At 73.5% G+C, this 21,208-nt stretch carries 21 protein-coding genes and 1 pseudogene; 4 read left to right on the plus strand and 18 right to left on the minus strand.

All coding sequences use genetic code 11. The features are described from left to right. Positions 1-123 precede the first annotated feature (123 nt). Entirely contained in the window at positions 124-540 is a 417-nt protein-coding gene (locus BS80_RS28215; protein WP_157536644.1) for a hypothetical protein, read from the plus strand. Between the two features lies 1 nt (position 541). Here the strand turns inward: BS80_RS28215 and BS80_RS28220 are convergent, their stop codons facing one another. From BS80_RS28220 to BS80_RS28285, 14 genes are all read right to left on the minus strand, one after another. Continuing rightward, positions 542-1,222, minus strand: a complete 681-nt coding sequence (locus tag BS80_RS28220; RefSeq protein ID WP_051967287.1) for a hypothetical protein — start codon at positions 1,220-1,222, stop codon at positions 542-544. Next, complete coding sequence (locus BS80_RS28225; protein ID WP_035803400.1) at positions 1,219-2,466, minus strand: 2-isopropylmalate synthase; 1,248 nt, start codon at positions 2,464-2,466, stop codon at positions 1,219-1,221. The genes BS80_RS28220 and BS80_RS28225 overlap by 4 nt, the downstream gene beginning before the upstream one ends. Positions 2,467-2,643: 177 nt before the next feature. Further along, entirely contained in the window at positions 2,644-3,396 is a 753-nt protein-coding gene (locus tag BS80_RS28230; RefSeq protein WP_035804125.1) for an alpha/beta hydrolase fold domain-containing protein, read from the minus strand. A gap of 5 nt (positions 3,397-3,401) precedes the next feature. Next, positions 3,402-4,406: an amidohydrolase family protein gene (locus tag BS80_RS28235; protein ID WP_035803402.1), complete on the minus strand. Its 1,005-nt coding sequence runs from the start codon at positions 4,404-4,406 to the stop codon at positions 3,402-3,404. Further along, positions 4,406-4,930: a 3-hydroxyanthranilate 3,4-dioxygenase gene (locus BS80_RS28240; RefSeq protein ID WP_035803404.1), complete on the minus strand. Its 525-nt coding sequence runs from the start codon at positions 4,928-4,930 to the stop codon at positions 4,406-4,408. The genes BS80_RS28235 and BS80_RS28240 overlap by 1 nt, the downstream gene beginning before the upstream one ends. Continuing rightward, positions 4,927-5,367, minus strand: coding sequence for a RidA family protein (locus BS80_RS28245; protein WP_035803406.1), 441 nt, complete (start codon positions 5,365-5,367; stop codon positions 4,927-4,929). The genes BS80_RS28240 and BS80_RS28245 overlap by 4 nt, the downstream gene beginning before the upstream one ends. Beyond that, positions 5,360-6,142, minus strand: coding sequence for a 2-keto-4-pentenoate hydratase (locus BS80_RS28250; RefSeq protein ID WP_035803408.1), 783 nt, complete (start codon positions 6,140-6,142; stop codon positions 5,360-5,362). Before BS80_RS28250 ends, BS80_RS28245 begins: the two co-directional genes overlap by 8 nt. Next, positions 6,123-7,163, minus strand: coding sequence for a 4-hydroxy-2-oxovalerate aldolase (gene dmpG / locus BS80_RS28255; protein ID WP_035803410.1), 1,041 nt, complete (start codon positions 7,161-7,163; stop codon positions 6,123-6,125). The genes BS80_RS28250 and dmpG overlap by 20 nt, the downstream gene beginning before the upstream one ends. After that, positions 7,160-8,107 (minus strand): acetaldehyde dehydrogenase (acetylating), encoded by a 948-nt coding sequence (locus BS80_RS28260; RefSeq protein ID WP_035803412.1) that lies wholly within the window; start codon positions 8,105-8,107, stop codon positions 7,160-7,162. Before BS80_RS28260 ends, dmpG begins: the two co-directional genes overlap by 4 nt. Continuing rightward, on the minus strand, positions 8,104-8,904 hold the full coding sequence (locus BS80_RS28265; RefSeq protein WP_035803414.1) for a 2-keto-4-pentenoate hydratase: 801 nt from the start codon (positions 8,902-8,904) through the stop codon (positions 8,104-8,106). The genes BS80_RS28260 and BS80_RS28265 overlap by 4 nt, the downstream gene beginning before the upstream one ends. Beyond that, entirely contained in the window at positions 8,901-10,472 is a 1,572-nt protein-coding gene (locus tag BS80_RS28270) for a 2-hydroxymuconic semialdehyde dehydrogenase (RefSeq protein ID WP_083975468.1), read from the minus strand. Before BS80_RS28270 ends, BS80_RS28265 begins: the two co-directional genes overlap by 4 nt. Further along, positions 10,469-11,818, minus strand: a complete 1,350-nt coding sequence (locus BS80_RS28275; RefSeq protein ID WP_051967288.1) for an FAD-dependent oxidoreductase — start codon at positions 11,816-11,818, stop codon at positions 10,469-10,471. The genes BS80_RS28270 and BS80_RS28275 overlap by 4 nt, the downstream gene beginning before the upstream one ends. Beyond that, positions 11,815-13,107 (minus strand): kynureninase, encoded by a 1,293-nt coding sequence (gene kynU, locus BS80_RS28280; protein ID WP_157536645.1) that lies wholly within the window; start codon positions 13,105-13,107, stop codon positions 11,815-11,817. The genes BS80_RS28275 and kynU overlap by 4 nt, the downstream gene beginning before the upstream one ends. 43 nt (positions 13,108-13,150) lie before the next feature. Then, a complete protein-coding gene (locus BS80_RS28285; RefSeq protein WP_035803417.1) occupies positions 13,151-14,038 on the minus strand; it encodes a tryptophan 2,3-dioxygenase in 888 nt (295 codons plus the stop codon). 151 nt (positions 14,039-14,189) lie between these two features. On the opposite strand from BS80_RS28285, the gene BS80_RS28290 reads away from it, so the two are divergent. Both BS80_RS28290 and BS80_RS28295 read left to right on the plus strand, forming a co-directional pair. Next, entirely contained in the window at positions 14,190-14,630 is a 441-nt protein-coding gene (locus BS80_RS28290; RefSeq protein ID WP_232246711.1) for an Lrp/AsnC family transcriptional regulator, read from the plus strand. Between the two features lie 463 nt (positions 14,631-15,093). Further along, positions 15,094-16,653, plus strand: coding sequence for an ankyrin repeat domain-containing protein (locus BS80_RS28295; RefSeq protein ID WP_051967289.1), 1,560 nt, complete (start codon positions 15,094-15,096; stop codon positions 16,651-16,653). A 384-nt stretch (positions 16,654-17,037) separates the two neighbouring features. On the opposite strand, the gene BS80_RS28300 is transcribed toward BS80_RS28295, so the two are convergent. The 4 genes from BS80_RS28300 to BS80_RS28315 all read right to left on the minus strand — a co-directional run bounded on the left by BS80_RS28300 (position 17,038) and on the right by BS80_RS28315 (position 20,638). Next, entirely contained in the window at positions 17,038-17,712 is a 675-nt protein-coding gene (locus BS80_RS28300; RefSeq protein ID WP_035803426.1) for a response regulator, read from the minus strand. Then, positions 17,709-19,058, minus strand: coding sequence for a sensor histidine kinase (locus tag BS80_RS28305; RefSeq protein ID WP_051967411.1), 1,350 nt, complete (start codon positions 19,056-19,058; stop codon positions 17,709-17,711). The genes BS80_RS28300 and BS80_RS28305 overlap by 4 nt, the downstream gene beginning before the upstream one ends. 260 nt (positions 19,059-19,318) lie before the next feature. Next, on the minus strand, positions 19,319-19,891 hold the full coding sequence (locus BS80_RS28310; RefSeq protein WP_035803427.1) for a hypothetical protein: 573 nt from the start codon (positions 19,889-19,891) through the stop codon (positions 19,319-19,321). A gap of 216 nt (positions 19,892-20,107) precedes the next feature. Beyond that, entirely contained in the window at positions 20,108-20,638 is a 531-nt protein-coding gene (locus BS80_RS28315) for a hypothetical protein (protein WP_051967290.1), read from the minus strand. Positions 20,639-20,833: 195 nt separating this feature from the next. Between BS80_RS28315 and BS80_RS28320 the strand changes: the two are divergent. Next, positions 20,834-21,204: pseudogene (locus tag BS80_RS28320) on the plus strand (DUF4280 domain-containing protein). Positions 21,205-21,208: the final 4 nt, after the last annotated feature.

Genomic DNA, 21,208 nt, shown 5'->3' on the forward strand with positions numbered 1-21,208 from the left:
AACAGGCGCGCGGGCCGGGCGTCAACCACGCGTCGGCCCGCTCGCTGCGGTCCTGCTGACGCGGGCGGTGCGAGGCGGTAGCGTCGCGTCGGCAGACGGGGATGCCGGACGGGGGCGGGAAGCATGGGGACTCGGCTGTGGGTGGTGCTGCGCGGGGTCGGATGCGGCATGTCGGCGGGTGGGTTGACGATGGCGGTGCTGGTCGTGGTGGAGTGCTGGGGGTTCGACTATCCCTGGTTCCTGATGGTGGCGCCGCCGGTCCTCGGGGCGCTCTACGGAGTCCTGCCCGGCCTTGCGGGCGGCTTGGCGCTGTCCTGCACCACACCGCCCTTCGAGGAGCCGCGCCGGGAGCGCAGCCCGCTGGCGGCGCTGGTGGGGGCCGGTGCGTTCGTCGCGCAGACCTGCGTGTTGGCGCTCTGGATCAACGTGTTGTGGCTGGCGCCGCTGATCGTCGGCACACCGTTGGTCCTGGTGATCGGCTGGTTCACCGGGGCCTGGGTGGTCCGGCCGCTGCGGGCGTTGCAGGCTCCCGTGGAGTAGGTCAGGGGGAGGGCCGGTAGCGGGCGTGCAGCTGGGCGAGGTAGTGGGCCGGGTCCGGGTAGGGGTGGTCCTGGGCGCCGTGGCGGTGCAACTCGATGCGCTGGTCGGGGTGCAGGCGCAGGGTGGTGGTGGCGCGGCGGCGGCGTCGGCCGGTGCCGGTGTCGGTGTCGTCGTCGGCTGCGGCCAGGACGGGGGTGCCGGCGGGGAACATGGCGAGGGCGTCGGCGGCGGTGGCCGCGGGGGCGTGGCCGGTGCGGTTGGCGCTGCTGACATAGAGCACCGGGCAGGGGGTGAGGACGGGCAGCAGCGGAGCCCAGCGGGCGCCGAAGAGCAGCGCCCAGCCGTCCCGGGCGGCCGGTGCCAGCCAGCCGGGCAGCGGAGTGTCCGGGTGCAGCGGGACGAGCAGGGTGACCCGCTCCTCGGTGAGCAGGCGATGGGCCAGCGCGGTGGCTTCGGTGTCGAGGGCGAGGGCGCGTCCGAGGGCGTGCAGGGTGTCGGGGTGGTGGGCCCAGAGGGCGACGGCCTGGTCGGCGGGCCGGCCCTTGGTGGTGTTGACGACCTGTACGTCGGTGGCGGCGACCACGCAGGTCAGGGGCGCGGGGTTGGGCAGCACCACGGCCTCGCCCCGGCGCAGCGCCGCCCGGGCGTCGTCCACGGTGACACTCCCGACGGCGGCGGTCATCGGGCGGTCACCGGGGCCGCGCCGGTCAGGCCGTCGAGGTAGCCGCTGAAGGCGCCCTCGTCGACCACGGCCCTGCCCTGCCGGTACGCCTGCGCCTTCACCCAGTGCATCGCCCGCTGCGCCTGCTCGCGGTCCAGCTCGTGCCCGAGCCGGGCGGCGACCGCGGTGACCACCCGCGCGCTGGCGAGCTGGGTCAGCACGGTGCTCGGGGCGATGCCCAACACGGCCTGCGGGTCGAACGGTTGGAAGAGCTGCGGGTGGACGAACGGCGTGCCGGTGGAGATCGTGCCCACGCCGGAGCCGACGATCGGTGTCGTCACGGTGAGCGGCACGCCGGTCTCCTGGGAGACCATCCGGGCGATGCCGGGCAGCCGGGTGAGGTCCGGGGTACTCCACCAGGCCGGCGCGGTCTGGTCGCCGAGCAGCCGGGCGGCGCGTTCGGGGCGGTGGGCGAGCAGGAAGAGCAGCTGCTCGGTGGCCACCATGCCGGAGCGCTCGGCTATCCCCAGCCAGGATCCGGTGACCACCCGGATGCCCGCTCTCAGCGCCTCCAGCGTGTTGGCCAGGCCGAGGCCCAGGTCGTTGTGCAGGTGCGAGGCCAGCACCACCTCCGGCCCGCTGCGCGCCCGCACCCGGCCGAACATCGCCGCCGCCTCGGTGGGCAGTTGGTCCCCCACGGTGTCCGCCAGGACGACGGTGCCGGCGCCCGCGCCGGTGATGGCCTGAGCGTAGGCGGCCAACAGCGCGTGGTCGGCGCGCGAGGCGTCGGCCAGGCAGACGTCGACGGCCACCGCGTCGTCCAGGCCGCGGGCCTCCTCGACCAGCGCGACGCCCGCTTCGAGTGCCTCGTGGGCGGAGCGGTGGACCATCACCCGGGCCATCGCCTCCGAGGCCGGCACGACCACCATCACCCGGGCGTGGGCGGTGCCGCGTACCGCCGTGACGGCCTGCCGGACGTCCGGCAGCGAGCCCCGGCAGACCGCGGCCACGCTCACCGCGCCCTCGGCCTCCACCGCGACCCGGCGCACCGCCTCGAACTCCTCGGGGCAGACCGCCGGGAAGCCGGCGGCGAACACCACGTGCCGCGGGCCGTCCGCGCCGAAGATCCGCCCGTGCTCGCGGGCCAGCCGGACCCGGAACTCCGCGCTCATCAGGGTCTTGGCCTGGGCGCCGTCGCGGGCGGACTCCTCCCAGAGCACGACCCGGCCGGCCAACGCCGACTCGCGCACCACGTCCTGGACCATCGCGGACCCCCGATCCCTTGCCGTCAGGTCACCGGCCGGGTGCGGGGCCTGACGGGCTCCAGTGAGGTGATCGTCGCAAGGTCGCGGGCGCCGTTCGGCGCTCTCGGGCTGTAGTTCACTCGTTCGAGTGGTCCGCGGGTGATCGAGGACTGATTCGTCGGGTGCGCGTGAGAGGGGTCAGCCGTTGAACACCGCCAGCGCCCCGACCACCAGCGGCCAGGCCGCGCTGAGCGGGTCGATCAGCGCGAAGTGGCCCGCGCCCGTGAGCTGCATCCGACGGGTGGCCGGGTGTGCCCGCGCGTAGGCGTCGTTGGTCTTGACCGGGACCACCTCGTCCTCGTCGCCGTGCACGATGACGACGGGGGTGACGGGCGTGGCCAGCAGCGCCGGGTCCAGGTCGGGGCGGTCCTGCGGCGGGCCGCCCAGGAAGGCGGCCACCGCGTCGCCGTCCAGGCGCAGCCGGTGGGCGCCGTCGAGGTCCGCGACGGGGGCCAGGGCGATCGTGCCCAGCAGCCCGGGCGCCGGTGCCGCCGCCGCGGACCAGAGGGCCAGGTGGCCGCCGGCGGAGTGTCCCAGCACCACCATCGACCCGTTGTGCGGGGCCGGGGCGGCGTCGGCCAATGCCTCCGGTACGGCGGCCAGCGCCGCGGCGACGTCGCGCACGGCCAGGTCGGGGGCCCCGGGAGTGCGCCGGTACTCGACGGAGACCACCGTCCACCCCGCGGCGCGCAGCGCGCCGCCCTGCGCGCGGGCGTGGGTGCGGTCGTAGTCGGGACGCCAGAAGCCGCCGTGCACCAGGACGGCGAGCGGGCGCCGGGCGGCGCGGGCGTCGCCGAGCCAGGCGTCGGCGACCTGGTCGGAGCGGTGGCCGTGGCGCAGGGTCAGGTCCGGCCCGGGCGTCGGGCGGGTCAGGACTGATCGGTCCTCCACGGCCGTCACCACTTTCCGAGGAATCGCAGGGCGTTGCCGGAGAGCAGCTTGCCGCGCTGGCACTCGGTCAGGAAGGCCGACTCGTGCACCACCCGGCCCACCGGCCGTTCGCCCAGCGGGTACGGGTAGTCGCTGCCCAGCAGCACCTGGTCCTCGCCGAGGGTGTCCACCAGCAGGCGCAGCGCGGCGGGTTCGAAGACCACCGAGTCCACGAAGAAGCGGTCGGTGTAGTGGCTCGGCGGGTGCTCGGAGCGGCCGCGCACCAGGTCGCCGCGCCGGTGCCAGGCGTTGTCGGCGCGCCCCAGCCAGAACGGGAAGCTCCCGCCGCCGTGCGCGAAACAGAGCCGCAGGCTCGGCGGCACCCGGTCCAGGACGCCGCCGAGCACCAGGGCCAGCACCGACAGGTGGGTTTCGGCCGGCATCCCGGTCAGCCAGCGGGCCATCCAGCGGTCCAGCCGCGGGCCGTCGGCCATGTCCCAGGGGTGCACGAAGACCGGTGCGCCGACCTCGGCGCAGTGTTGGAGGAAGGTGACCAGGCCCTCGTCGTCGAGGTCGCGGTCACCGACGTGGTTGCCGATCTCCACGCCGGCGTGCCCGGCGGCGAGGCAGCGGTCCAGCTCGGCGCAGGCGGCGTCCGGATCCTGCAGCGGCACCTGGCAGAACGGGAGCAGCCGCCCGGAGCCGGCCGAAGTGAGCTCCAGGGTCAGGTCGTTGAATATCCGGGCGATCCGCACCGCCTGCTCGGCGGGCCGGTCGTAGGAGAAGAACAGCGGGGTGGGCGAGACGACCTGGACGTCCACGCCGTCCTCGTCCATGTCGGCGAGCCGGGTGGCTGGGTCCCAGCACGCGGCACCGATGGGCCGGAACTCGCTCTCGCCGACCATGATCATGGCCGCCCGCTCGGAGTCGATCCTCAGCCACGGCCAGCCGGTGCCGCCGCAGGCCGCCGCGAGGTCGGGCCAGCCGCGCGGCACCAGATGGGTGTGGACGTCGACGACGGGGTCGCTCATCAGCCCCTGCCCGGGTGCAGGGCGCCACAACTGCCGCAGGTGCGGGCCTCGTTGTCGGCGTAGAAGGCCTGGAAGACCGGCGGCAGGTCCGCGACGATGTCGCGCACCTGGAGTTCCACGTCGTGCAACAGGGCGCTGCACTCCAGGCAGTACCACTGGAAGCGCTCCAGAGTGCCTTCGGCGCGCACCCGCTCGATCACCAGGCCGATCGAGCCGGCCGTCGGCCGCTGCGGGGAGTGCGGGACGTCGCCCGGCAGCACCCACATCTGGCCCTCGCGGATGTGCACGGTGCGCGGGCCCTCGGCCGTCATCAGGTCGACGTGCATGTCGCCCTTGACCTGGTAGAAGAACTCCTCGTACGGGTCGACGTGGAAGTCGGTGCGCTGGTTGGGACCGCCCACCACCTGGACGATGAAGTCCGAACCGGTGGGGAACATCTGCTTGTTGTTGACCGGGGGCCTGAGCAGGTGCCCGTTCTCCTCGATCCACCCCGGGAAGCTCACCGGGTCGCTGATCTCGGTCATCGTGTCCGTCCCTCCGGTCCGCCCTCGCCCGGCAGCACGGCGACGGCTTGGATTTCCAGTAGTAGGTGCGGGTGCGGGAGTTGGTGGACGGCGACGGTGGTACGGGTGGGGCCGCTCTCGTCGAAGTACTCGCCGTAGACCTCGTTGTAGCCGCCGAAGTCGTTCATCGACACCAGGTAACCGGTCACCTGTACCAGGTCGGTGAGGTCCGCGCCGACCTCGCGCAGCAGGTCGCGCAGATTCTCGATGACCGCGCGGGTCTGCACCCGGATGTCCAGCGCGGTGGTGCCCAGCGCGTCCACCCGGGCGCCGGCGATCGAGTTGTCCGGGAGCCGGCTGCTGGTTCCCGAGACGAAGACGAACCCGCCGGCCACCTTGACGTGCGGGAAGCGGCCGCGCGGGGTCGCCTTGCCCGCCACCACCCTGGCCTCAGGCACCGTCGGCTCCCTTCGCCCACAGCGCTGCGGTCCCCAACTCCTCGACGACGGCCCGCACCTGCGACCCCGGCGCCAGCGGTACGGCGGCGGTGGCGGCGCCGGCCAGCAGCAGCCAGCCCTCCCGAAGTCGCACGCCCTGGCGCCCGGCCAGCCGGACGGCCTCGTCGAAGGCCCGGCGCGGATCGCCCAGGATCGCGGCGGTCGAGCCGGTCTGCACCACCCGCCCGTCGATCTCCAACAGAACGCCCAGGTTGGCGAGTCCGGCCGGTGGCGGCTGCCAGGGCCCGATCACGAAGCCGGCCGCCGAGGTGTTGTCGGCGATCACGTCGGGCAGCGAGAAACGGAAGTCCGCGTAGCGCGAGTCGATCAGCTCCAGCGCCGGGGCCACCGCCGTCACCACGGAGGCGAAGTCGTCGCCCGGCCGCGCGTCGCGCCCGATCAGGAACGCGACCTCCGGCTCGACGCGCGGGTGGATCAGCGCGCCGACGTCCGCCGGGCCCCCGTCGGGGATCCGCATCCGGTCGGTGAGCCGGCCCCAGATCACCTCTGAGACGCCCACCTGGACCATTTTGGCCCGGCTGGTCAGGCCCATCTTCAGGCCGACCAGCCGTTCCCCGCGCGCCAGGCGCCGTTCGGTCAGCGCGGCCTGCACGGCGTAGGCGTCGTCGGTGTCGGCGCCGGGCGACCACCGCGGCTGCGGCATGGCGGTGGCGGTGCGCGCCGCCTCGTCCAACTGTGCGGCGAGGGAACTCACTTCAGCCTGCGGCAGGGGCATGGCCGGCCTCCTCGCGCTGGGTGCGGGCCAGGTCGAGCGCCACGTCGACGATCATGTCCTCCTGGCCGCCGACCATCCGGCGCCGGCCCAGCTCGACCAGGATCGAACGGACGTCGACCCCGTGTTTGGCCGAGGCCCGCTCGGCGTGCCGCAGGAAGCTGGAGTAGACCCCGGCGTACCCGAGCGAGAGGGTCTCCCGGTCCACCTGCACCGGGCGGTCCTGCAACGGACGCACCAGGTCGTCGGCGGCATCCATCAACGCGTAGACGTCGCAACCATGTTGCCAGCCCGTCAGGTCGGCGACCGCGGCGAACACCTCCAGCGGGGCGTTCCCGGCGCCCGCGCCCTGGCCGGCCAGCGAGGCGTCGACCCGGGTGGCGCCGTGTTCCACCGCGGTGACGCTGTTGGCCACGCCCAGCGAGAGGTTGTGGTGGGCGTGGATGCCGACTTGGGTGCCGGGGTCCAGCACCTGCCGGTAGGCGTCCACGCGTTCAGCGGTGTCGCGCATGGTGAGCCGGCCGCCGGAGTCGGTGACGTAGACGCAGTGGGCGCCGTAGGACTCCATCAGCTTGGCCTGCGCGGCCAGCGACGCCGGGTCGTTCATGTGGGACATCATCAGGAACCCGGAGACGTCCATGCCGTTCTCCCGGGCCCAGCCGATGTGCTGGGCGGAGATGTCGGCCTCGGTGCAGTGGGTGGCGATCCGCACGCTGGTGACGCCCAGGTCGCGGGCGGCGCGCAGGTCCGCGATGGTGCCGATGCCGGGCAGCAGCAGGGTGGTCAGCCGGGCGCGGGTCAGCACCTCGGCGGCGGCGGCGATCCAGTCGTGGTCACTGGCCGCGCCGTGGCCGTAGTTGACGCTGGAGCCGGCCAGCCCGTCGCCGTGCGCGACCTCGATCGCGTCCACCCCGGCCGCGTCCAGCGCGGCGGTGATGGTGCGCACCTGCTCGACGGTGTAGCGGTGCCCGATGGCGTGCATGCCGTCGCGCAGGGTGACGTCCTGGATGTACAGCTGCTTCATCGTGCTCCTGCTCCTTCGCTCGCGTTCTCGCCGCGGCGGGCGATGATCCGTTCGGCGGTCCGCAGGGCCGAGGACGTCATGATGTCGAGGTTGCCCGCGTACTCGGGCAGGTAGTGCCCGGCGCCCGAGACCTGGAGGAAGACCGAGACCTGGAGACCGCTGAACGCCCGTCCCAGCGCCGGGACGTAGGCGTCCACCCGGTCGAACTGCACCTCCTGCTTGAGCAGGTAGCCGGGCACGTACTCCTGGACGGCGGCCACCATGTCCGCGACCGAGGCGGCGATCGCGCCCCGGTCGGCGTCGGCGTCCGGGCACAGGCAGTAGATGGTGTCGCGCATCAGCAGCGGCGGATCGGCCGGGTTGAGGACGATGATGGCCTTGCCGTGCGTGGCGCCGCCGACGGCCTCGATCGCCCGGGACGTCGTCTCGGTGAACTCGTCGATGTTGGCCCGGGTGCCGGGACCCGCCGAACGGGAGGCGATCGAGGCGACGATCTCGCCGTAGACCACCGGCGTGACCCGGCCGACCGCGGCGACGATCGGCACGGTGGCCTGCCCGCCGCAGGTGACCATGTTGACGTTCGGTTCGTGCAGGTGCTGCTCCAGGTTGACCGGCGGTACCACGTACGGGCCGACGGCGGCCGGCGTCAGGTCGATCACCGTCCTGCCGTGCGCGCGCAGCACCGCGTCGTTGTGCCGGTGGGCGCCGGCCGACGTGGCGTCGAAGACCACCTCCACCTGGGCGAACTCCGGTAGCGCCACCAGCCCTTCGACGCCCTCGGCGGTGGTGGCCACGCCGAGTTTCGCCGCCCTGGCCAGACCGTCGGAGGCCGGGTCGATGCCGGCCATCGCCACCATCCGCAGCGACGTCGAGAGCGTCAACACCTTGATCATCAGGTCGGTGCCGATGTTGCCGGACCCGATCACGGCTACGCCGGTGGTCATGCGCTCTCCCTGTGTTCGAAGCCGACCCGGACCGAGCCCAGGCCGGAGATCCTCGCCTCGTACATGCCGCCCGCGGTGACCGGCACCATCGGGCCCAGTGCCCCCGAGAGCACCACCTCGCCGGCCTTCAACGGTCGCCCTGAGCGTGCCAGTTGACCCGCCAGCCAGGCCACCGCGTGCAGCGGGTTGCCCAGGCAGGCGGCGCCCGCGCCGACCGAGACCGGCTCGCCGCGGTGCTCCAGCACCATCCCGCAGAGCCGCAGGTCCAGTTCCGCCGGTGAGCGCGGGGTGGTGCCGAGCACGAACAGCCCGCTGGAGCCGTTGTCGGCCACCGTGTCGACGATGGAGATGTCCCAGCCGGCCACCCGCGAGTCGACGATCTCGATCGCCGGCAGCACGAACTCCGTCGCCCGGATCACGTCGGCGACCGTCGGTTCCTCGTACGGCAGGTCGGCGCCGAGCACGAAGGCGACCTCCGCCTCCACCTTGGGCTGCAGCAGCCGGCCGAGGTCCACCTCGGCGCCGTCGGGCACCGCCATGTCGGCGAACAGCACGCCGAAGTCGGGCTGGAAGACCCCGAAGGCCTGCTGCACCGCCGGCGAGGTCAGACCGACCTTCGCCCCGACCGGCCGCCGCCCCTGGGCCGTCCACTCCTCCACCTGGGCCCGCTGCACCGCGTACGCCGCTTCGACGTCGCCCACCTCCAGCACCTTCCCGCGCAGCGGCGGGCAGGGCACCTTGCTGCGGTAGGCGCCGGTGAGGATCGCGGCCGCCTCGCGCACCGCCTCGGCGCTCATCGGCCCGCCCCCCGGTTGTCCCGGGCGCCGGACAGCGACCCGGGTGGCCCGTCCGCATCGCCGAACTGCACGCACACGTTGGTGAGTTCGCTGTAGAAGTCGATCGAGTGCCGGCCGCCCTCGCGGCCCACCCCCGAGGCCTTCATGCCGCCGAAGGGGGTGCGCAGGTCGCGCAGGAACCAGGTGTTGACCCAGACCAGGCCGACGTCCAGCGCGGCGCCCGCCCGGTGGGCCCGGCCGACGTCCCGGGTCCAGACGGTGGCCGCCAGGCCGTAGTCGCTGTCGTTGGCGAGGGCGAACGCCTCCTCCTCGTCGTCGAAGGGGGCGATGTGGCAGATCGGGCCGAAGATCTCCTCCCGGTTGGTGCGGGCCTGCGGGCCGAGGCCGGTGATCACCGTCGGCCGGACGTACCAACCGCCGTCGCGGGCGTCGCCGAAGGCCGGGACGTCGCCGCCGGTGAGCACGGTGGCGCCCTCCGCGCGGGCCAGGTCGTAGCAGCCGAGCACCTTGTCGCGGTGCCGGCGGGAGATCAGCGGGATGGTGCCGGTGGCCTCGTCGGTGGGCCAGCCGAAGGCGAGCCCGCCCGCGCGCTCGGCCAGCCGGGCGGTGAACTCCTCGAAGACCGGGCGCTGGACGTAGAGGCGTTCGGTGCACAGGCAGACCTGGCCGCCGTTGGTGAAGGAGGAGCGCACCGAGCCCTCGACGGCCGCGTCGAGGTCGGCGTCGGCGAAGACCAACCCGGCGTTCTTGCCGCCCAGTTCAAAGGACTGGGCCTTCACGCCGTCGGCGGCGGCCCGGGTGATGGCGCTGCCGGTGGCGGACTCGCCGGTGAAGGTGATGGCGTCCACGCCGGGGTGGCGGGTGAGGAACTCGCCCGCGGAGTCCGGCCCGTAGCCGTGTACCAGGTTGAACACCCCGTCGGGCACCCTGGCCGCGGCCATCACCTCGGCGAGCAGCGTCGCCGAGGAGGGGGTCTCCTCCGAGGGCTTGACCACCACGGTGTTGCCGCAGGCCAGCGCCGGGGCGACCTTCCAGGTGAGCAGCAGCAGCGGCAGGTTCCACGGCACGATGACGGCCACCACGCCGACCGGCTTGCGCACCGCGTAGTTCAGCGCCCGGCCGCCGCCCGGGGTGGCGGTGGTGTACGACTCCGTCCCGACGGTGGCCGCGATGTCCGCGAAGGCACGGAAGTTGGCCGCCCCGCGCGGCACGTCCAGGGTGCGGGCCTGGGCGATCGACTTGCCGGTGTCGCCGATCTCGGCCGCGACGACGTCCTCGAAGCGGCGCTCCAGCTCGTCCGCGACCCGGCGCAGCACGATCGCCCGCTCCTGCTCGCTCATCCGCCCCCACGGCCCGCGCAGCGCGGCGCGGGCGGCGCCCACCGCCGCGTCGACGGTGTCGGCGTCGGCCTCGGCGACCTCGAAGAGCGTCTCGCCGGTCACCGGGCTCGACTTCTCGAAGGTCTTGGCCGCGCCCACGAACTCGCCGCCGACATAGTTGCGCAGCAGCCGGGGCGCGCCGTCCGGCCGTCCGGACAGCAGCCCCGGATGCCACAGCTGACTGGTCACATGGTCCTCCCGATCTTGTACAAACCTGCGGCCACGGCGCCCACCAGGACGGCGGTCGCACCCCCGAGCAGCTGTTGCTGGCGCCGCACGCGCCGGCGCACCTGCGCGTACGGCACGGTGGAGAAGGACACCAGCTCGTAGCGCGAGACGAACCGGCCGGGCAGCGCCCGTTCCAGCGCGTGTTCCACGCTCCTGACGCACCGGAAGACCGGCGAGGCGACCTTGTCGCGCATCTCCACGAAGTTGGCCAGCGCCATCTCCGCGATCGCGTCGGCGTTGGCCTTGCGGCGCCGCTCGAAGAGCGGCAGCGCCCGCCGCCAGTCGCCGCCGGTCTCCTCCAGGCAGCGGTCCAGCTCGACGACGTCCTCGAAGCCGCAGTTGGCGCCCTGGCCGTAGAACGGCACGATGGCGTGCGCGGCGTCGCCGACCAGGGCGACCCGGCCGCGGGTCTGCCAGGGGGCGCAGCGCACCGTGCCGAGCCGGCCGACCGGGTTGTGCCGGTAGTCGTCCGCCAGGTCCGGCGCCAGCGGGAGCAAGTCGGGGTAGTGGGTGCGGAAGTGCGCTTCGACGGCGGCCGGCGTGCTCAGCGCCTCGAAGCTTCCCGGGCCGCTGGCCGGCCAGAACATGGTGCAGGTGAACGACCGGTCGGGGTTCGGCAGCGCGATCATCATCGAGGTGCCGCGCGGCCAGATGTGCAGCGCGCCGGGGTCGAGCGCGAACTCGCCGTCCACCGCGGGGACGGTCAACTCCTTGTAGCCGTAGTCGAGATAGTCCACCTCCTCGACGCTCTCGCGGCGGGCTACCAGCTGGCCGCGCACCACCGAGCCGGCTCCGTCGGCGCCGAGCACCACCGCGGCGCCGGTGCGCACCTCGCCCTGCGGGGTCTCGTACGTCATCGCGCCCCCGGCCGGGTCGAGCCCGGTCAGCCGGTGCCGGAAGTGGACGGTGACGCCCGGGGCGGCCTCGGCGGCGTCGAGCAGCGCGTTGTTGAGCGCGCCGCGGCTGATCGAGTTGATCGCGCGTTCGCCGTCGTGGCTGTACTGCTGGTAGTCCAGCGGGCCGGTCACCGGGTGGATCATGCGGCCGCGCATCGGCAGCGCGTCGGCCATGATCCGCTCTTCCAGGCCGATTCGGCGCAGCGCGTCCAGTCCGCGTTCCGAGAGGGCGAGGTTGATCGACCGGCCGCGCTCGGCACCGCCGGTGCGCGGGTCCGGACGGCGTTCGTACAGGTCCACCCGGTAGCCGCGGCGGGCCAGGTAGCAGGCGAGCAGGCAGCCGGCCAACCCCGCGCCGACGACGGCGATCGGCTCGGGCGGCCCGGCCTTCGCAGCCCCCGGGCCCGTCATGCCGTCACCGCCACGGCGTCGGCCAGCGCGTCGGCCGCGCGCCAGCAGTCGTGGAAGGTCGAGTAGAGCGGGACGGGCGCGAGCCTGATGACGTCGGGCTCGCGTGCGTCGGCGATCACGCCGTAGCCGTGGCGCAGCCGCCGGGCCAACTCGGCGGCGCTGGCGCCGGTGAGGCGTACGGACAGCTGGCAGCCGCGACGCTCCGGCTCGCGCGGGGTGATCACGGTGAGCGGCCGCGCGGCACAGACGTCGTCCAGCAGGGTTTCCAGGTAGCCGGTCAACCGCAGGCTGCGGGCCCGTAGTTCGGCCATGCCCACCTTGTCGAAGAGCTCCAGCGAGGTGCGCACCGGGCCCATCGCGAGGATCGGCGGGTTGGAGACCTGCCAGGCGTCGGCCGTGGCCGGCGGGCGGCAGACCGGCTCCATCCGGAAGCGGGTCCCCGGCTCGGTGCTCCACCAGCCCTCCAGGCGGGGCAGCTCGCGGTCGGCGAGGTGGCGCTCATGGACGAAGGCGCCGGCCACCGCGCCCGGTCCGGCGTTGAGGTACTTGTAGGAGCACCAGGCGGCGAAGTCGACCCCCCAGTCGTGGAGTTGAAGCGGTATGTTGCCGACCGCGTGCGCCAGGTCCCAGCCGACGAGCGCGCCGGCCGCGTGTCCGGCGGCCGTGATGGCGGGGATGTCCAGGAGTTCGCCGGTGAGGTAGTTGACCCCGGCCAGCAGCACCAGGGCGACCCGCTGTCCTTCGCGGGCCAGGTGGTCGAGGATGTCCTCGGTGCGCAGGGTGGCTTCGCCGGCGCGCGGGCGAAGCCGGACCACGTCGGTGTCCGGGTCCAGGCCGTGCAGGCGGACCTGGCTGCGGACGGCGTAGCTGTCGGAGGGGAAGGCGCTGTCCTCGATCACCAGGCGCACCCGCTCGCCGTGCGGCCGGTAGAAGGAGACCATCAGCAGATGCAGGTTGACCGTCAGGGAGTTCATCGCGACGGTCTCGGCGGGCCGGGCGCCGACCAGCCGCGCGGCCGGCTCGGTCAGCAGCTCGTGGTAGGGCAGCCAGGGCCGGCCGGCCTCCAAGTGGCCCTCGACGCCGAGCCGTTGCCAGTCGTCCAGATCCTCAAGCAGTTCGGCGCGGGTCGCCTTCGGTTGCAGGCCCAGGGAGTTGCCCGCGAAGTAGGCGGCCTCCTGGTACCGTCCGCCGTCGGCGGGCGGCAGGTGGAACAGGTCGCGGTGGCCGGGGTCGGCCGCGTCGAGCGCCAGTGCCTCCGGCTCGCAGGACACGTTCGGTCGGGTGCTCACAGGTGTTCTCTCCCCTCAGCTGGCGGCAGGCGGCAGTGCCGGCTCACATGTAGGTGCGGGCGGACCAGAGTTCGGGGAAGACCTCGCGGGCCATGCTCCGCTCCAGCCAGGCCAGGCCGTTGGAGCCGCCGCTGCCGGGCTTGGCCCCCATCGCGCGGCGGACCGCGCTCAGGTGCCGGTAGCGCCACAGGCCGAACTGCTCGGCCACCTCGGTGAGGGCCTCGCCGAGCAGGCGCAGGTGGTTGTCCGGGCCGCCGTCGCGGTAGATCTCCACCCAGGCGGCCTCGACCGCCGGGTGCGGCGGGCGGTCGGCGGCGAAGTCCCGCTCGGTCAACTCGGCGGGGACGGCGTGGCCGTGGCGGGCGAGCAGCGCGATGACGTCGTCCCAGAGGCTGGGGGAGGCCAGGGCGTCGGCCAACTCCGCGTAGACGTCCAGCTGTCGGCGGAACGGCCGGATCAGTGAGGCGGTCTTCAGGTCGAGCAGGAACTCCAGGTGCCGGTACATCGCGGACTGGAAGCCGGAGCCCTCGCCGAGCTGGTTGCGGAACTTGTTGAAGTCCGCCGGGGTCATCCACCGCAGGCCCTGCCAGCTGGCGTTGAGCCCCTCCAGGTGCAGGGCGGCCCGACGCAGCGGGAGCAGTGCGCCCCAGACGTCGTCCGCCCGCAGCAGCTGCTGCACCTCGCGCAGCTCGAACCGGGTGAGCCCGAAGTAGAGTTCCATCACCTGGCTGATCACCAGGAACGACATCTCACCGGCGTCGTCGCTCAACGGGTACTGGAGGGCGTGCAGTTCCTCGGTGCGGACGTAGACGTCGTAGGGCACCCGGTCCGCGAACTCCAGGGTCGGCAGGCCTCCGCCGGCCCGCGCGCGCTCGGTGCGCTCCCGTGCCGTCGCCGGTCGCAGCACCGCGGTCGGAGCGCTCTCGTCCATGGTCAACCCTTCTGGTAGCAGGCCCGCTCATGATGGCGCCGGGGAGCGGGTTGGTGGAATAGTGAATCCACGGCGGCGGTGCCCCGCGACGTTGAGTTCGCGACGGGATCGCCATGATCACTTCTGGGACGAAAGGTCCGCCGTGGACGACATGGACTGGGCGATCCTGCGGGAGCTCCAGAGCGATGCGCGACTCTCCTACAGCGAGTTGTCCAGGCGGGTGCACCTGTCACCGCCGGCGGTCACCGAACGGGTGCGCAGGATGGAGGAGGCGGGCGTGATCACCGGCTACCACGCCCACGTGGAGTCGGCCCGCGCGGGCTGGTGTGTGCCCGCCTTCATCCGGATGTCCTGCTACGGACCCACCTGCCTGCTGCGCGACCCGGAGGTGATGCGGTGGCCCGGGGTGCGCGAGATCCACCGGGTCACCGGCGACGCGTGCAGCATCCTCAAGGTGGAGGCCGAGTCGATCGAGGCGTTCGAGGCGCTGATCGACCGGCTCTCCTCGTACGGGCGGCCGTCGAGCACGATGGTGCTCTCCACCCAGCTGGACTGGCGCTCGGTCACCGCCACGGGGCCGTCGGCGGGCTGAGGCGCGGGCTCAGCCGGTTTGGTGGAGGATTTGTGAAGCTTCGCCAACTTTGAACGTGCTGGTCGGAGGGGCTGGCGTGCGGGCTCTCTGGGGTGCTCGGGCTGGTTGACCGCGGGAGCCTGGGCTCTATCCGCCGTGCCTTCAGGTGCGCGGATCCGTGTTCGGCCGGAGCGTGTCCGGCGGCCAGGATCCGGTTGGCCTGCTTCTGGCTCGGGGTGAGCTCGCGGGCGCGGGAGGTCTTGTAACCGGTGGCGTGCGCCGAGCCCGATCGGCGAGGCACTTTCCGGGCGGGTGGGGCGGGCGCTACTGTCGGACTGCGGTGCCACGGAGCGCCTCCGGTCCGCGGGAAGGGCTCAGCCCATCCGGGTTCACCTGTGCGTACGGCCCTGCACTCCTTTCGGCCTGACCACGCGGACAGCAGGCATGACGAGAGGAGGCCGTTGTGCCGACCGATCCTTCCCCCGTGAACCCCGCCCCGGCTGCAGGCCGGAGCCCCGGTCATCGGATCCTGCCGGAGGACGCCGACCTGGACCACCTGCGCGGGCAGTGCCGAACCCTGCAACGTGCTGTCCGCCGGGGCGATCCCGACGCCGTCCGCAGGGTCGCCGCATACGGCCTCGTCGCCGACCAGGGGTTCGCGCTCAGTTCCGCGCAACTGGTCGTCGCTCGCGAGTACGGATTCGCCGGCTGGCCCCGGCTGAAGCACTACCTGCAGACCATCGCCCGCTATCGCTGGGATCCCAGCGAAAACACAGCCGTCGAGCGCGCCACCGAGAGCCCGGCCGATCGCTTCTGTCGATTCGCCTGCCTCGGCTACACCGCAGCGGACGGCCCCGACCGCTGGTCCCAGGCAGCTGAACTGCTTGCGCAGGACCCGGGCATCGTCGACCTCAGCATCTGGGCCGCGGGTGCGGCCGCCGACGTGGCTGCCCTGCGCCGCCATCTCGCTGCGGACCCGGCGGGCCCCGGCGTCGCGGCCACCCGGCGTGGCGGCCCCTACCGTTGGACGCCGCTGTTCTACCTGGTGTACTCGCGCCTCGGGGTGATCGCCCGAGACGGCGCCGGGTCCGACGGCACGCACGGCACCGTCGGCCGGGACACCACGGTCGCCGCCCGGTTGCTGCTCGACGCCGGGGCCGATCCGCACGAAGGCTACCTCTGGCACGGCCTGCCGACCCCGTTCACCCTGCTCACCGGTGCATTCGGGGAGGGCGAGCAGGGACCGCTGCGACAGCCCCGGCATCCCGACTCGCTCGCCCTGGCCCGGCAGTTCCTGGACGCCGGCGCGGATCCGTCGGACGGCCAGGCGCTGTACAACCGGATGTTCGGTACCGACGACGACCATCTGCGCCTGCTGTTCGGCTACGGTCTCGGGCAGGGCGACGGCGGCCCGTGGCGGGCCCGTCTCGGCGAGGCCCTGGACACCCCGCAGCAACTGCTGCGCGGACAACTCGGCTGGGCCGTCGACCATCGCCAGGGGAAACGGGTCAAGCTCCTGGTCGAGCACGGCGTGGACGTACGCACCCCGTTCGCCGACGGTCGCACCCCCGCCGCCCGGGCCCTGCGCAACGGCGACCAGGATCTCGTGGACCACCTGGTCGCCCACGGCGCGGAGATCCCGTCCGCGGACCCGGTGGACGCGCTGCTCGGCGCGGCTCTGGCGGGCGATGGGCCCGCCGTCGCCCGGCTGCTCGCCGCGCGCCCCGGGGTTGCCGCCGAAGCGAGGGAGGCCCGTCCGTCGGCGATGGTCTGGGCGGCGGCGAACGGCCGGCCGGGGGCGCTGCGCCTGCTGGCCGGGCTCGGTTTCGACGTCAACGCGCTCGGCCGTGGGGACATCCCCTCCGACCAGCCCTGGGAGACCGCCCTGCACCAGGCGGCCGCGGCCGACGACGTCCCGTCGATCCGGCTGCTGCTGGAGTTGGGTGCCGACCCGTCCATCCGCGACCGGCGCTTCGACGCCACTCCCCTGGATTGGGCCCACCATCTCGGCCGGCCGGAAGCGGCCCGGGAGTTGGCGGACTGAGGCGCTCCCAAACACCCACGACAGTCACGGTTTCGCCGGCTCAGCGGATCAGGGAGTCACTGCCCGACACCGCTTCGAGCGGCGCGACCACCACCAGTTCCTTTAGCCGATCAGGGTGGGGTGGTGTGCCGGGGGCCCGGGCCCGGGTAGCTTCCGCTCCCTGCCGACAGGGTGGGCCACCGTGCAACTCTCCGTTGTGAACGGGCAGTTCAGCGCGGGAGGTGCCAGCTGGCCCTGTCTCAGCATGACCTACTCCGGCTGCTGGAGCCATTGAGCCTTCGCCATCTTCGAACTCCTGCAATCAACCAGCCCGAGCACCCGGAGAGCCCGCACGCCAGCCCCTCCGGGCAGCACGGAAGATGGCGAAGGTTCTGTGATGATGCGTCAGGCGGTCGGGCCCGGGCGGGCGAGTCCGAGGTCGTAGGCGAGGATCACGGCCTGCACGCGGTCCCGCGCGCCGATCTTCGCCAGGACTCGGCCGACGTGGGTCTTCACGGTCGACTCCGACAGCACCAGCCGCTCGGCGATCTCGCCGTTGGTCCAGCCCCGGCCGATGGCGACCAGGATCTCGCGCTCGCGCTCGGTCAGCGCGCGCAACCGGGGGTGGTCGGCGTCCGGTACGGGCGCGCTGCCGGGCAGCCGGTGCGCGTAGGCGTCCAGCAGGCGCCGGGTCAGCGCGGGCGCGATCACCGCGTCGCCGGAGGCCACCGCCCGGATGCCGGCCAGCAGTTCCTCCGGCAGCGCGTCCTTGAGCAGGAAGCCGCTGGCCCCGGCGCGCAGCGCCGCGTGGGCGTACTCGTCCAGGTCGAAGGTGGTCAGCACGAGGATCCGGGAGCGCCCGCCGGCGGCGATGATCCGGCGGGTGGCCTCGATGCCGTCCATGCCGGGCATCCGGACGTCCATCAGGATGACGTCGGGGCGCAGCGACGCGGCCTGGCGGACCGCCTCGGCGCCGTGCCCGGCCTCGCCGACCACCTCGGTGTCGGGGGTGCTCTCCAGCAGCATGCGGAAGCCGAAGCGCTGCAGCGGCTGGTCGTCGACGATGAGCACGGTGGTCACGGGGTGCTGTCTTCCGGGTCGGTGGGCGTGCTGGGGAAGTTCTCGTTGGGCGTGGCGAGGTCCAGGACGGCGAGGACGGTCCAGCCGCCGCCGGGGCGCGGCCCGGCGCTGACCGTGCCGCCGTAGAGGGTGGCGCGCTCGCGCATCCCGGCGATCCCGTGCCCCTCCCCGCCGGCCGGGCGGGGCGCGGCGGCGGCGCCGTCCGGCGGGCCGGTGTCCTCCACCCGCACGCTGAGCCCGCCCTCCTCGACGGCCACGGTGAGCTGGCTTCGGGTCTGCGGGCCCGCGTGCTTGAGGGTGTTGGTGAGCGCCTCCTGCACGATCCGGTAGACCGTCAGCTGCACGCCCGGGTCGAGCGCGGCCATGTCGCCGCTGGTGCGGTAGGTGACCTGCGGCCCGGCGGCGCGGACGCGTTCGCAGAGCGCGTCGAGGTCCGCGATGCCGGGCTGCGGGCTGAGCACGGCGCCCTCCGGTTGCTCGCGCAACACGCCCAGCATCCGGCGCAGTTCGCCCAGCGCCTGGCGCCCGGTGCCCGCGATCAGCCGCAGTGCCTCCTTGCCGCGCTCGGGCGCGACCTCGACCGCGTAGGCGCCGCCGTCGGCCAGGCCGATGATGACGGACAGGTTGTGGCCGATGATGTCGTGCATCTCCCGTGCCATCCGGGTCCGTTCGGCGGCGGCGGCCAGCCTGCTGCGCTGGTCGCGCTCGACCACCAGGCGGGCCGCGCGTTCGCGCAGCGAGGCCAGGTGGGAGCGGCGGATCCGCAGCGCCAGGCCCAGCGCGGCGGCGGCCGTGGCCGCGCTGGTGAGGAAGAACAGCGCGTCCAGGAAGGAGACCGCGGGCGAGACGCGCAGCGCCACCACGGCGAGCAGGCATTCGGTGGCCAGGCAGGCCCAGGGCAGGTGCCGCAGGCGTCCGTGCAGCGCGAGGCTGTAGAGGGCGATCAGCAGGGCGATGTCGGCGCGCAGCAGCACGAGCATCGACCACTGGACCAGGAAGGCGGTCGCGGTCAGCGCGAACGCGACGGTGGGTGCCCGGCGCCGCCAGAGCAGCGGCAGCACCAGGGCCGCCTGGAGCGCGAGCATGCCGGCCACCGGCAGGTGGGTGATGTCGATGGCGGAGTGGCGCGGGCCGCCGCCGTGCACCAGGTCGGGGATGCAGAACAGCAGGAACACCACGACCACGACGGCGGTGTCCAGCACCCACGGCCGCTCGCGGTCCGCGCGCTGCACGCGCTGTCCGGCGCGGACCAGCCGCAGGACCAGCGGGTGGCTCCACAGCGGGTCCGTCCCGTCGGGGGCGGTGGGCGGCTGCGGCGCCGGGCCGGCGGTGTCGTCGACGCTCAGGGGTGTCACCTGTCCATAGTGGGCGATCGGCCGCGGCTGCGGTGCCAGGCTCGGCCGGGCGCCGGCCCGTCCGACGCCCTGTCTGCCAGGGTAGGCCGCCGGCGGCGCCTGATCCGTGGTACCCGGGGGTGAGGCGCCGGGGGTGGGTGGTACCGCGGTACCACCCACCCCCGGTCTCTGGCGGGTGCTCAGCCTTGGACGGTTGCTCGGCCTTCGGCCGTCGCCCGGCCTTCGGCCGTCGCCCAGCCTTCGGCCGTTGCTCAGGCGAGCCCGAGGGTCGCCAGCGCGGTGCTCCAGTCGGTGGCGATGGCGTCCTGCGCGGGGGCGAGTTCGACGGCGCCGGAGCAGACCGCCTTCTTCAGCGCGTTCTCCACCGCGTCCTTCTGGGTGGAGGTGCCGCCGCCGGCGTTGTAGTGCGGCTCGGGCCAGAGGTTGTTCGGGTCCTTGGGCGCGCCGCCCAGCTCCAGCGGGATGAAGTGGTCCTCCTCGTAGTCGGACATGTTGGTGTCGCTGTAGCCGTAGGCGATGATCTGCTGCGCCTTGAGCTTGTTCGTGTACGAGGTGGACGGCCGTATCGTCGTGGTCCAGCCCGAGACGCAGATGGTGGAGTCGATGGTCGCCTGCGTGACGTCGGGGTTGAGCGCGCCCGGTGTGCAGGCGGGGTCGGGCAGCGGCAGGTACGCCTGCGAGCAGGTCGCCGAGGTGCGGGCGGTCGCGGTGTGCACGGCTGCGGGGTGGGCGGCCGCGGCGTGCGCGGTGCCCGTCAGCAGACCGCCGAGGGTGAGGGCGAGAGCGGTCGCGGTGACGGCGGCGCGGGGTGGTGTCGAGCGCATCGGAGCTCCAAAAGGGCAGCGTCGGCGGCGAGTTGCCGACTGGATGCGCTCATGACAGCACTAGGCCGTCGACCTGGGGAGGGGCCTTGCGGTGAACATCTCGTGACGCGCGTAGACACAGCAGTCGCCGTAGCCCCGCAGCCCCCGCAGCCCCCGAAGCCCCGAAGTCACCGCACCCCCGCACCCACCGCACCCCGGGAGGGGAGCGCGCTGGGCTCAGCAGCCGCCGAACAGGTGGCGGCCCGCGTGCTGGCGGCCGATCCGGACGATCTCGTGCCAGAACGGCGCCGCCGTCAGATACACGCCCAGGCCCGCCAGGATGCCGAACGCCACGTCCACGCTCACCCGGCCCTGCTTCGCCCAGTAGACGTCCTGCAGGTCCAGGAGCAGCGCGAACTCGTCGGCGATCAGCGCCGCGCCGACCCCGTAACTCGCCGCGACCACCGGGTGCCCGACGGCCCGCTCGTCGCCGCGCACCGCGACGAGGCCGACGCCCGCCAGCGCCGCGATGCCGAAGTTGTAGTGGTGCAGGTGGGTGCCGCCGGCCGAGATGTTCCCCCAGGGCAGCCAGCCGTCCCGGATGCCGTGGGTGATCAGCCGGGTGGTGCCGAAGGTGGTCCCGAAGCTGGTCCAGGTCACCAGCAGCGACCGCTTGGTCGGCGAGAGGTGGGTGTCCGCCGCCTGCCGCCAGTGCTGGAGCAGACGCGTGCGCCCGGCGTCGTAGCGCTGCGGCATGCCGTCCGTCATCGTGACCACTCCTCCGCTGCCGTCCCCATTCACCATCCTCCATCGTCCATCCTCCGTCCGCCGGGCCGATCGGGCAGCCGCAGCTGCCCCGGGGTCTGCCCGGGCGCCGCTGCGCACCCGCGGGGCGGCGGGCCTGGAACGGAGGTCGCCCGTCGTGAGGATCGTGAGGAGAGAGCCGTGGGCCTGATGGTGGTCATGGGAGCCGAGTTGGCGTGCTCGTTCGGGCAGGGACCGCCGGCCGTGCTGGCGGTGCTGCGCCCGGACGCGACGATCGGCGGTCTGCCGATCGCGACGGTCGCGGACGTCGAGCCGCTGGTGAACGTCCCGCCGTTCGGCCTGTGCCTGAGCGAGCAGAACCCCGAGGTCGCCGCCGCGACGGCCGCGGCACTGGTGTGCTCATCCCGATGCCGTGCGTCCCGGTGCTGCCCGCCCCCTGGGAGCCCGGCTCGCCGACGGTCCTGGTGGACGCGCTGCCAGCCCTCACCGCCTCCTGCACCTGCGCGTGCGCCTGGGGCGGCGTGATCCGGATCGTCGTGCCGGGCCAGGAGGGCGCCGAGGCGCCCTGAGACC

It is taken from the genome of Kitasatospora mediocidica KCTC 9733 (assembly GCF_000744225.1).
GTDB classification, from domain to species: Bacteria; Actinomycetota; Actinomycetes; order Streptomycetales; family Streptomycetaceae; genus Kitasatospora; species Kitasatospora mediocidica.

What these genes read in the sequence shown, in the direction of transcription:
- BS80_RS28215 (WP_157536644.1), top strand. Translation starts at nt 124, where the DNA reads ATGGGGACTCGGCTGTGGGTGGTGCTGCGCGGGGTCGGATGCGGCATG.
- BS80_RS28310 (WP_035803427.1), bottom strand. Translation starts at nt 19,891, where the DNA reads ATGCGCTCGACACCACCCCGCGCCGCCGTCACCGCGACCGCTCTCGCC.
- BS80_RS28235 (WP_035803402.1), bottom strand. Translation starts at nt 4,406, where the DNA reads ATGAGCGACCCCGTCGTCGACGTCCACACCCATCTGGTGCCGCGCGGC.
- BS80_RS28285 (WP_035803417.1), bottom strand. Translation starts at nt 14,038, where the DNA reads ATGGACGAGAGCGCTCCGACCGCGGTGCTGCGACCGGCGACGGCACGG.
- BS80_RS28260 (WP_035803412.1), bottom strand. Translation starts at nt 8,107, where the DNA reads ATGACCACCGGCGTAGCCGTGATCGGGTCCGGCAACATCGGCACCGAC.
- BS80_RS28225 (WP_035803400.1), bottom strand. Translation starts at nt 2,466, where the DNA reads ATGGTCCAGGACGTGGTGCGCGAGTCGGCGTTGGCCGGCCGGGTCGTG.
- BS80_RS28315 (WP_051967290.1), bottom strand. Translation starts at nt 20,638, where the DNA reads ATGACGGACGGCATGCCGCAGCGCTACGACGCCGGGCGCACGCGTCTG.
- BS80_RS28290 (WP_232246711.1), top strand. Translation starts at nt 14,190, where the DNA reads ATGGACTGGGCGATCCTGCGGGAGCTCCAGAGCGATGCGCGACTCTCC.
- BS80_RS28275 (WP_051967288.1), bottom strand. Translation starts at nt 11,818, where the DNA reads ATGACGGGCCCGGGGGCTGCGAAGGCCGGGCCGCCCGAGCCGATCGCC.
- BS80_RS28240 (WP_035803404.1), bottom strand. Translation starts at nt 4,930, where the DNA reads ATGACCGAGATCAGCGACCCGGTGAGCTTCCCGGGGTGGATCGAGGAG.
- BS80_RS28250 (WP_035803408.1), bottom strand. Translation starts at nt 6,142, where the DNA reads ATGCCCCTGCCGCAGGCTGAAGTGAGTTCCCTCGCCGCACAGTTGGAC.
- dmpG (WP_035803410.1), bottom strand. Translation starts at nt 7,163, where the DNA reads ATGAAGCAGCTGTACATCCAGGACGTCACCCTGCGCGACGGCATGCAC.
- BS80_RS28265 (WP_035803414.1), bottom strand. Translation starts at nt 8,904, where the DNA reads ATGAGCGCCGAGGCGGTGCGCGAGGCGGCCGCGATCCTCACCGGCGCC.
- BS80_RS28220 (WP_051967287.1), bottom strand. Translation starts at nt 1,222, where the DNA reads ATGACCGCCGCCGTCGGGAGTGTCACCGTGGACGACGCCCGGGCGGCG.